Raw genomic sequence first — 12558 nt, 5'->3', positions numbered from 1 at the left:
TAACATTGTCATCCTGAGCGAAGTCGAAGGCTTTTAAACATAAGAGTTTTGAAAAGGGCTTCGACTTTAGTTTATCCTGAACGAAGCCGAATGGACTCAGCCTGACAGTAGTTTTCAATTCAGGTTGATTTCCAGAAACTTTCATTCAAAATGTATTTATTATCCTTTACGTTTTGATATTTCTTCTTAAACTCTGAAGGATTTAAATTATAAAATTGCTGAAAATGCTTCCTGAAATATTTAATATCACCAAAACCGGCAATCGAAGCCGCTTCGCTAATCTGCAAATCTGTGGTGATTAATAATGTTGCTACTTTTCTCAATCGTACGTTTCGGGTAAACTCTGAAACCGATTTTCCTGTAATTTTTTTGATTTTTTTATACACCAAAGAATAACTCATTCCTAAATGTTCTGACAAATCATTTACATTAAAATGCTCTACATCCAAATTTGCATCAATAATATCTACGATTTTATCAATCAGTTTTTTATCCTCGTCAGATAACTTTAAAGTTGTAGATTTTTTGGTTACCGAATTCAACAGGTAATTCTGTTCACTGTCACGTCTGGCAAATATTCCGCTGATTCGGGCTAATAAATAGTCGTTATCAAAAGGTTTGGTAATGTAATCATCAGCACCTACTTCGGCACCTTTTAATTTTACATCTTCCGATGTTCCTCCTGTGAGCAGTATCACCGGAATATGCTTTAGTTCTTCATCCGACTTAATTTGTTTGCAAAAAGCGACTCCGTTCATTTCTCCCATCACCACATCAGAAATAACCAGGTCCGGCATTACTTTTTTAATTACGGCTAAAGCAGCTTCTGCATTTTCTGCAACTGTAATATGATATTTTGGACTTAAAATCTTTTTCAAATAATTTCTTATCTGCACATTATCATCTACCACCAAAATGCTTTTTGCATCCTTAATTAAATCTTTAACATTGTCAGGCTCTTCAACAGTTTGCAGTACACTTTCCTCCACTGTGGTATCTTCTAAAGCTTCTTCTAAAAATAAGGTTCTGTCACTCAAATCTTCACGGATTTCGACATCTCCTAAATGCTCTTTTCCGGGTAATAATTTAATTTCAAAAACAGACCCTCCATTTTCATTATCACGACAGCTGACATTTCCGTGATGCTGAGTGATGAACTGTTTTACCAGATAAAGACCTATTCCAAAGCCTTTGCGGTTATTCCGGATGTTTTGATTGGACTGATAAAACAGATTAAAAATTTTGTCTTTATCTCCATCCGGAACTCCTTCTCCATTATCGATGACACTGATAATTACTTCATTTTCTGAACATCGCAAACTAACGGTAACGGCTCCATTTTCTTTTTCAGTAAATTTTAAAGCGTTCGAAATCAAATTAAACAATGCCATTTCTATTTTTTCCCGATCTACGTAAACCAGTACTTTTTCTTCGGAAATACTAAAACTATAATCGATTTTTTTTGTTTTGGCGTGCTGTACAAAACAGCTAAAAACCTCTTTGCAGAGTTCTACAATATCAATATGGCCAATTTTAAGTTTTCCGGTTTCGGTTTCGGTTTTCCTAAAAAGAAGCAGCTGATCGACCAGACTTAACAGCCTTCTCGAATTGCTGTATACCATTTCTATCGCAGCCGGATCTATCTGCTGGTCTGTCCCGTAAATGATTTCTTTTAACGGATTTATAATCATGGTCAAAGGCGACCTGAATTCATGTGAAATATTAGTAAAAAAGGTTAATTTCTTTTCATTCAGTTCCTTTTCCTGCTTCGCCAAATCCTGAGAAAGCCTTACCTCATATTTCAATTTTTCCTGCTGCCGCTGGTATTTATCGACTACATAAATAATAAGTCCGATAAGGAGAAAATAGACGAAATATGCAAAACCGCTTCTGTACCAAGGCGGTAAGATGGTAACGGGCAATGAAATGGATTTTGTGTTCCAGATGCCCTCAGCGTTGGTAGATTTAATTTTCAGTACATAATCGCCTTCTGTTATTCTGGAATAATTTGCATTCCGAATATTATCAACATAATGCCATTGCGAATCCCATCCTTCTAAAAAATAAGCATAGGATATTTTCTCCGGCAAACTATATTCTAAAGCGGCAAATTCAATATTGAGCATCGATTCGTCATACGGTAATTTTAATTTATCAATTCCGAAAGCGGAGAAACCCGACTGATCATAAACCTTATTATTTACTTTTATCGAAGTTATAATCAGTTTTGGAAAATCGTGAAACTGATTCGTAATTTTGGTATTGATGATATTAAAACCTTTTATTCCGCCAAATACAATTTCACCCGTAGAAAGTTTCAGCGCAGCATTATAATTAAACTGATTGCTTTGAAGCCCGTCAGCATCATGATAACTTGTTATTTTTCCGTTAGCTGCATTGTAAACAAATATTCCGTTATAAGTACTGCCCCAATAATTCCCCTGATTATCCTGAACAATATTTAAAACCGAGTTATTGGGAAGTTTATTTCTCTGGGTTAAAAAGCTGCTTTTGAAAGTCTGTGGATTAAAAAGCATCAAACCGCCACCTTCTGTACCTACGAGCATTTTTGTATCCGAATGCGAAATAATAGAACGTACCGGATATTTTACATCAATCTCCTTCCGTTTCATTGTTTTAAGATTGAGCTGATACAATTTTGAAAAATTTCCTATCCAAAGATTACCATTTTTATCTTCTGCCATCGAAATGATCCCTCTGATTCCTGCATCCACAAAATCAAAATGATCCTTTGTTTCATTATAACGATATAATCCTTCTTCATCCGGAGAAGCGGCCCATAAAACATTGTTTTTACTTCGGAAGAGTACCCAGATATTTTTTTGATTCCCATTCAGTTTAGGATTAAAAAGATTGTATTTTTTAAAGCTTCGGGTTTGGGAATTGAACAGACAAACCCCTCCTCCGTAAGTTCCAAACCAGATTCCTTTTGCATCTTTTATAATTGCTGAAACGAAATTGTTCGATAACGAATTTGGATTATTAGCCTCATAGGAATAATTGGTAAATGAATTATTCTTTCTGTTCCATAAACTTACACCTCCTCCATCTGTTCCAATCCAGAGATTTTCACTGTCCTGTTCTGAAAATGAAAGGATAAAATCACTTGGCAGTGTATTTTTTATTTCTTCGTTTTTTGAAACTGTCGTAAAAGGACTTTTTCTCTGTTCAATGATGTTAACTCCTCCACGTAAAGTTCCAATCCATACGCGGTTTTTATTATCCCTGAATAAGGATGAAATTGCATTACTATTCAGTTTTTCTTCATTCAGGTCTTTATTCAACAAAGAAAAACTATTAGTTGTATAATTGTATTTTACAACACCATTACCATTTGTAGCGATCCACAATTCTTTTGCATCCGGTTTACACATCAAATCTGAAACAGGATATTGAATTTCCTGATTTTTATAAAGATGATGCGTTTTATTTATGACATTGTATTTTAGCAATCCCTGATCAGCTCCTACCCAGACATTTGAAAATTTATCGTATAAAAGACAACCACTGCCTAAAATAACCGGAAAAACAACTGAAAGCTTTTTGGCGGATGCATCCATAGCAACAAGTCCAACACCGGCAACAGAACACCACAATTTACCGGATGGATCAAAATCCATTTCCTGAACATGATAATCCCAGAACAGTTTTCCTTTTACATAAAGCGGAATCTGAATAATTTTTTCTTCATTGCCTTCATAATAAAGCAATCCCTTACCTGCAGTCCCGATGTACATTTTTGATTTAAAATCCCTGATTTGATTGACTACAAAATCAATCACTTCAATCTGAGAAGTTTTAGCGTTCACATAACTCTTTGTTGTAAACTTGTTTCTTAGATAATCGTAAACACTGATACCTCCTTTGGTACCAATCCAAATTTCATTTTGAGTACCACAAATACTTACAATCCTGTTATTAACTAACGAATTGGAATCATTAGGTTCGTTTCTGAAACTTAAAAAATTATAGCCATCATACCTGCTGATTCCGTCATAAGTGCCAAACCACATTAAGCCACGTTTGTCTTTGTAAACAGAAGTTACAGCATTATTAGCAAGTCCGTTTTTGATTCCGATGTAACCAATATCATATTTTTCCTGTCCATATTTTGGAATAGCCGTTTTTACAGCCTGTGAGTTGGATGTAAAGCAAACTAAAAACAGTAAAAACAAAAGGGCTTTATTTCTCAAAATATTAGGTATTTAAAGCTAAATATAACTTATTAATTGTAAAATGAGTTTTATAAAAATACAAATCGATTCAATTATAAACTGAAATAAAAACATCTTAAATTTTTAGATAACGAATGTCATCCTGAATCATTTGTCTTGGCTTATGATAAACTTAGTCGAGGCTATTTACCTTTGAAGGGCTTCGACTCCGCTCAGCCTGACAGCCATTTTAAATTACTTCTAACAATTAAATATTATTGATAAATCAGAAAAACCTATGAGCAATTCATAGGCTTTCTTTCTACACAAACATAAACAAAAACGTCAAATTATTTGATTAATGAAATTATATAAGAATAACTGTATTGCTTATCCAATAATCGGTACGGATCGTGAGGCAAACGTCCCCAGCTGTCATCGCCCCCCAAACCTCTTTGCTTGTAATCTAAGTGAAGGTACACTGATTCTTTTGAATCTAAATCCAAATCAGATGGATGGCGCTGAGCCTTAGATTTTCCCGGATCTAAATCCTCTGTCGAAATATTCAGCGCACTAAAACCAAGAGTTTGTAATCCTTCAATTTTTATGCCCTGACCTTTATCATTTTTTAAAGTAAGCCAACGAACATCTGTTTTATAACCACCTTCCTGAGGACGAATATAATTTCTTGTATACTGATTAATCACTTTATCTGAATATTCGCCAATAAACGCTGCCGAATTTCTATCCGAATAATTCTCCCAGGGTCCTCTTCCATAATAACTCAAATTATCGAACGTTCCGTTTAATTTGGCACGCATTCCGAAACGAGGCATTTCAGGCAATTCTTTCCCAGTCAAATCAATAGCTGCAGTAACTTTAATTGTCCCATCGTTTTGAATCAGATAATTTACAGTGTATGGAACTTCCGCCTGTGCCAATTTGTAAATCACCTTTACGAGCAAACCTTCCGAAGTATTTTTATCCAAATTGACACTCACAACTGTCGGATTTTTTGATGCTTCTTTCCAGATTACTAATTTATCCTGCATATTGCTTCCAAAATCATTATCTGTTGGGGCACGCCAGAAATATGGCGTTGGGAAACTGGTAAAAATAGTGTTATCAGCATTTTTTAGATTGTATTTCAGGATTTCTCCTTTTTTCAGATCAAATTCTCCAGCAATGTTTTCTGCCTCAAAAGAAAGTACATTATTCTTAACCGTATGTTTCAGTTTAAATGCACTTTTTGCAATGCTGTTATTTTTAAAATAAGAACCTTTTCCTACTGCAAACTGTTCTCTGGCAAATTCATGGCCTTTCGCAACCAAAGGTGCATCGTATTTTGAAACTGCATAAACATTTAAATAATATTCTGAACTATCATCAATTGGTCCTAAATCCAGAACTACCTTTTTGTTTTCTTCAGGTGCGGCTTCTACATTAAATTCACCTGATTTTGTTTTTTCTCCGTTTTTAATCAGTTCCCATTTAAAAGTATAATCCGAAAGATTCGTAAAATTATAATGGTTGGTTACGGTTAATTCAGATCCGCTACTAAATTGAAATTGAATGTTTTGATATACCTTTTTTATTTCATACAAAGCCGGTTTTGGCGTTCTGTTTGAAAATATCACACCGTCTGCACAGCCATTTTCGTCATTTTGAAGTTTTTCAGCACCTAAATCACCGCCATAAGCCCAAAACGTTTTTCCCTGCTCGTTCTTCGTTTTGATACCCTGATCCACCCAGTCCCAGATAAAACCGCCCTGCATGTGTTTGCTGCTGTTGATGATATCCCAGTATTCCTGAAAATTTCCACCGCTGTTTCCCATTGCGTGTGCATACTCACACATAATGTACGGACGCTTTTTGTCAGCCTCCGCATAACTTTTCATGCTTTTAATTCCCGGATACATTGGGCATACAATGTCTGTATTCGTGTTTTCTCCGGCCTGCTCAAACTGAACCGGACGTGTTGAATCGACTTGTTTTAACCAATCATAAGCATCGTAGAAAACAGGACCGTTTCCGCATTCATTTCCTAAAGACCAAATGATGATTGAAGGATGATTTTTGTCAGCTGCAAACATTCTTTTGATACGATCCAGGTGTGCAGGGGCCCATTCCGGCAGGTAAGCAGGATGTTTTTTCTGGTCAAACCAGTTTTGCCATTCGGCCCCCATAGCATGCGACTCTATATTAGCTTCATCTACAACATAAAAACCATATTCATCACATAATTCATATAAATGCGGATCATGTGGATAATGACTCATTCGGATTGCATTGATATTGAATTGCTTCATTAACTGAAGATCTTTCAATGAAGTTTTTTCATTTGGAACATGTCCCGTTTCGTCATCATGTTCATGAATATTCACGCCTTTTACCATAACCGCTTTTCCGTTTACCAACAATTGAGCATTTTTGATTTCTACTTTTCTAAAACCTGTTCTTTTAGAAATAATTTCAAGCGTTTTACCTTTATTATCCAATAATGTAATGGCATATCTGTACAGATTTGGCGTTTCGGCATTCCACTGTTTTACATTTTCAATCGTACCTGCAAAACTGATTTTTTCTTCTTTAGCATTTACTTTTCTACTTTCAGAATAAACTGTTTTTCCTTCTTTGTCAAACAATTCTACTTTAACAGACGGATTTTTGATTGTATTCTTTTCAAAATGTTTTAAAGTCACATCCAGATTAAAAATTCCGTTTTTATACTGATTATCCAGATCGCTTTTTACAAAATAATCCAAAACAGTCGTTTTTGGCATTGCCTGCAAATACACATCGCGTTCGATACCGCTCAGTCTCCAGAAATCCTGATCTTCTAAATAACTTCCGTCATGCCAGCGGAATACCTGAACGGCAATTAAATTTTCTCCTTTTTTTAAAAATGAAGTAATATTAAACTCGGCAGGCGTTTTGGATGCTTTGGTCATTCCAACTTCTTTTCCGTTCAGAAATACTCTTGCATAACCTGAAATAGAACCAAAATGAAGTATGATTTCTTTATCATTCCATGAATCTGCAACCGTAAAAGTACGTCTGTAAGTCGCCACCGGATTGTAATCACCGTTTATGAAAGGAGGATTTTTAGGAAAAGGATACGTAATATTCGTATAAATTGGAATATCATAACCCTGCAATTCCCAGTTCGAAGGAACCTGAATATTTTTCCAGTCTGCATCATTCAGATTTATTGCATAAAAATCTGCGGCTCTTTGAGACGGGTTTTGAACAATATTGAATTTCCAGCTTCCATTAAGACTCTGATATAATGCTGATTTTTGAGGATTGTTGGCTTTTAACTCAGCTTCGTTACTGAATAAAAGAAAAGAACTTCTGCCCGCTTCTTTTCCCCGATCAACTATTTGTGGGTTTTCCCATTCATTATTCTGGGCGTAATTATTTTGCAGACTCAGAAATAAAGCAAGTGCTAATACAATTTTTTTCATTTATAAAATCAGGTTTTAAAATTTAGTACTTCAGATTCTATTTCAAAGAAGTTAATTCAGAAATAAAAGCAGGTTCACAAATTTAGATATCACCAAATATTACAAGAGGGGCTATACAATAAAATAAAAGGGGCATATCAATATAATAATACGGCAGCACCTGAAATATATCACATCTTCCTGTTTTAATACCCAGATTTCAAACAGAAGATTTATCTCCTCAGATCCCATTTCAGCAAATTACTTATTATATTTACAAAGGTTAAAAAGTGTTGTTATAACATTTAAATTAATTTTAAAGAACTAAATTTTTCTGTATTAGATTTAAAAATCAGAATTCTTAAATGAAAAAACTTTTATTCGATTTTTCTTTAATTGCACTTTTATTTTTCATTCAGATGAATAAACTGAATGCTCAGATAAAATGTAAAATTGAGCACTACTCTACCGAAGACGGACTTTCTCATGAAGCTATCAGAGACATCATAAAAGACAAAGAAGGATTCATGTGGTTTGCAACATGGGACGGGATTAACCGATTTGACGGCAAAAATTTCGTTACTTATAAAGCAATTGCGGGCGACAACAGTAGTTTAGGCAACAACCGAATTGATGTCATGAAAGAAGATGCTTTAGGCTACATTTGGTTTAAAGCTTACGACAATCAAATTTACAGATTTGAAAAAAGCACAGAGACATTCCTCTCTATCGCAAATATCCTGGGAACCAATAAAATTGCATTTGAAGAAATTATCCCGTCGGGCAATGGAAATGTATGGCTGACGACCATCAATAATGGTGTTTTTTTAGCGGAAAAAGGAGTTAGAGGGCAAATAAAAATTGTCCATTTCAAACAAGGTGCTAAAATTGATTTTGCTTTAGCTTCTAATGAATTAAATTTTGTATCCGAAGAAAAGGACAATACTTTCTGGGCCGGCTCTAAAAACGGATTAGATATCATAACCAAATCTAAAAATCAAAAATATACCAGTAAAAATGTATTAAAAAATACCAATGTTAAGTGCCTGATAACGCTTAATAATATTGCCTGGTTTGGCACTGAAGATGGTGTGTTGATTGGTTATAATGTAATTTCGAAAAAAATCAACAAACTAAGCATATCCAATAAAGGCATCAACTCGATTATAAAATCAAGAGATAAAAATTTATTGTACATCACCAATTCTGCCGGAGAGTTGATTGCATTTAACATACAAACCTTAAAAACAGAATCTACGCTTAAAATTTCTGATTCACCTGTACACAAAATTTATCAGGACAAACAGGGCTTGTTATGGGTGGAACCTCATAAACATGGTGTTTTTATGGTCAATCCAAAACAAAAAAGCATACATTTTTTTTCTCAGCAGACCGATGCAACTTTTCTACAGCTCGAACATAGTTTTGGGGTTTTTGAAGATAATTTTGACAGGGTCTGGGTAAAACTGGCCGGTGGCGGATTTGGATATTACAATCAAAAAACCAGTACGTTAGATTATTTTTTCAACAAACCGGGAGACGACAATCAGAAGTTTTCAAATATACTGTCGAGTATGTATTTTGATCCTTCGGGAATTCTCTGGATCAGTACGAATGACAGAGGAATCAATAAAATTATCTTCCAGAAAAACATCTTTCAACAGCAGCTTTTGGCAGTCAATCCTAAAGATAAATCAGAGAATGATATCAGAGCCTTTTTTACGGATAAATCAAATCGTTTATGGGTTTCTTCAAAAGCAGGTAAACTAAAATTTTATAAAAATAATCAAGAGGTAAAAAACCTGTTTGTAAATTACAAAAACGATGATCTTGGATTTGTATATGCTATCCTTGGAGATTCAAAAGGAAATATTTGGTTAGGTACAAAAGGAAATGGTTTGTATAAAGCAACTCCTGTTGATGCTCAAAATTCCCAATTTGTATTAAAACAGTTTAAAACGGACAAAAATAATCCCAAAAGCATTGGCAGTAATTTAATTTACTCCATTTTAGAAGATAAAAAAGGGCGCATCTGGATAGGCACTTATGGCAATGGGATTAACTTACTGCAAGAAAATAATGGTGAGACTGGCTTTATAAAAAAATTCAGGAATTATCCCATTATAGAATCAGCGAAAGTAAGATTTCTGACAGAAGGTTACAAAGGACAAATCTGGGTCGCAACAACGAACGGATTAGTAACATTTAACCCCGAAAATTACAATCCACACCAAATAAAATTTTCGAGATACGTGAAAATCTCCAGCGATAAAAACAGTCTTGGGAGTAACGATGTCTTGTTTATCTATAAAGATTCTGATGAGAAAGTGTGGCTTTCTACTGCCGGAGGCGGACTCAACCTGGCTATGCAAGCAGAAAAAAGTCGTTTAAAATTCAAAAACTTCACAAAAGACAATGGATTGCCAAGCGATTTTATCCTGAGTATGATTGAAGACGAAGACAAGAATTTGTGGCTTGCTACAGAAAACGGAATCTCAAAATTTAATTTAGCAAACCATACTTTTAGAAATTTTGATTCTTATGATGGTTTGGTTAAAACCGGATTTTCAGAATCATCGAGCTTAAAATTACCTAATGGAAATTTAATTTTTGGTTCCAGAAACGGATATCTCTCCTTCAACCCAAAAAAAACTGAAAACCAAAAAATTACAGCAAAAATGGTTTTTACCAATTTTGAAATCAACAATAAAAACTCCAATGTAAAATCATTGGAATATCCTTTGGAACTGGATATAAATTATAGCAAAAAGATTCAATTAAATTACCAGCAAAATACCATCAGCATTTATTATACGGTATTAGATTACAGGTCCAGCAACAAACAATTGTATGCTTACAGATTAAAGGGTTTTGATGATACGTGGCATCCTGTAAAAAACCAGAAAAAGGCAACTTTTACCAATTTGCCGCCCGGTGATTATCAGTTTGAAGTAAAATGCCTGAATCCGGAATTGTACACCAACATTCCGCAAAAAAACCTCACTTTTACCATTACGCCTCCTTTCTGGAAAACCTATTGGGCTTATTTTCTATATTTTGTTATCTGCGTAGTTTTACTGGAAATTGCCAGAAGGATTGCGTATTCGATGATTGAATTACGAAACAAAGTCGTTGTAGAACAAAAAATGACAGAATTGAAATTAAGTTTTTTTACCAACATTTCTCACGAATTAAGAACACCGCTTACCCTTATTGTTAATCCTTTAAACGAAATTGCCAAAAACGAGCAATTAAGCCCTTTAGGCAATGATTATATTGAAACCGTCAGAAAAAACACGAATCGCCTTGTACGATTTGTTAATCAGCTGCTTGATTTTAGAAAAGTGCAAAGCGGAAATGAACAGCTTCATATTGAATCTATAGAATTGGTTTCTTTTGTAAATGAGATTAATGCTTTGTTTTCTCAGATTGCTTACGAAAAGAATATAAAGATCAAAACACAATCGGATTCTGAAACCCTTTATGTCAATCTGGACAAAGAGAAAATAGATATTGTAATCTATAATTTATTGTCGAATGCCATTAAATTTTCTCCAGACAACAGTACAATTTCCATAAAACTTAAAGTAGAGAATACTTTTTTAAAAATCAATGTTGCTGATCAGGGAACCGGTGTAGATGAGAATAAGCTTGAGGATATCTTTAAGCTGTATTACGAAACAGATACAGGCAAGAGCAAAAATGTGGGCACCGGTATCGGGCTTGCTCTTTGCAAAGAATATGTACAATTACACCAGGGCCGAATTTATGCAGAAAACAACAGTAATGGAGGCCTGACAGTTTCTATACAAATAGATTTGAGCAATGAAATTCTTCAAAACAACAATAAAACAAGTCAGACAAACCAAAAATTACAGAAACATATTATCACTAATAAACAGCATAAAGAAAATGAAGTATTACAACATAATAACAATACTAACTTACCTGTAATTCTTATTGTAGAAGACAATACTGAGTTGAGATCTTTCTTAAAGAGTCAGTTGCATCGATATTACCGCATATTGGAAGCTGAAAACGGAAAAGAAGGTTTGGCAATAGCAACAGAAAAACTGCCGGATTTGATTTTGAGCGATATTATGATGCCTGAAATGGATGGAATCGAACTTCTTGACGCTCTTAAAAAAACAATAGAAACCAGTCATATACCTGTCATTTTATTAACTGCCAAATCCTCTGTAGAAAGTCACATTGAAGGTTTAAATTATGGAGCAGACTATTATATTACAAAACCTTTTGATACTGATTTCCTACTGGCTTCTATTGAAAATTTAATCAGTCAGCGAAAGAAGTTTTTTGAAAACTTACAGACGAACGTAAAAACCATAACATTAGAACCGGGAGAAATCGTTATCACAACTAAGGATGAACAATTTTTAAAAGACATAATTGCTATCGTAGAAGAAGGTCTGACAAATCCTAAATTCAATATTGATGTTATAGCCAATTCAATGAATATGGCTCGGGTAACATTCAACAGAAAATTTAAAAGCCTTACCAATATGACTCCTGTAGAATTTGTTAAAGATATGCGGGTAAAAAGAGCGAAACAATTCCTTGATGCAGGTGAAACGGATATTGCTGATATTGCTTATAAAGTGGGTTTTAATAGTGCAGGCTATTTTAGTACCTGTTTTAAAGAAATTTTTAAAATAGCACCATCCGATTATCTTAAACAAAAAACAGATTGAACCGTTTGATCTCAGTTTAATTATTTTTTTTGAAGCAGCATCATTTGGCATTTTCAGCCGGCATCGTCCCGCTTTCCGCTACAATCTTGTAAGCCGAACCCCGGCTTACAAGGATTTCCACTACAATCGGGGCTAAAAGGGAAGATTTGCTAAAAATTACAAATACGTTTGATGCAATTAACTTTAATCAATTACATCAAACGTATTTTCAGTATAAAGGCAAAA

3 protein-coding genes are annotated in these 12558 nt (G+C 34.4%); 1 reads left to right on the top strand and 2 read right to left on the bottom strand.

All coding sequences use genetic code 11. The annotated features are described in order from the left end of the window. Nucleotides 1-119: 119 nt before the first annotated feature. Complete coding sequence (locus DMB68_RS04425) at nucleotides 120-4214, bottom strand: hybrid sensor histidine kinase/response regulator transcription factor (protein WP_110345439.1); 4095 nt, start codon at nucleotides 4212-4214, stop codon at nucleotides 120-122. A gap of 311 nt (nucleotides 4215-4525) precedes the next feature. Continuing rightward, entirely contained in the window at nucleotides 4526-7642 is a 3117-nt protein-coding gene (locus DMB68_RS04420) for a glycoside hydrolase family 2 TIM barrel-domain containing protein (protein ID WP_110345438.1), read from the bottom strand. Nucleotides 7643-7986: 344 nt separating this feature from the next. Here DMB68_RS04420 and DMB68_RS04415 point away from each other — a divergent pair, with 344 nt between their 5' ends. Next, nucleotides 7987-12333, top strand: coding sequence for a hybrid sensor histidine kinase/response regulator transcription factor (locus DMB68_RS04415; protein WP_110345437.1), 4347 nt, complete (start codon nucleotides 7987-7989; stop codon nucleotides 12331-12333). Nucleotides 12334-12558 lie beyond the last annotated feature (225 nt).

Source organism: Flavobacterium hydrophilum (assembly GCF_003202405.1).
GTDB lineage: Bacteria > Bacteroidota > Bacteroidia > Flavobacteriales > Flavobacteriaceae > Flavobacterium > Flavobacterium hydrophilum.
The sequence above is the reverse complement of the archived record's forward strand: the minus strand, read 5'-3'. Positions and strand labels throughout refer to the sequence as shown.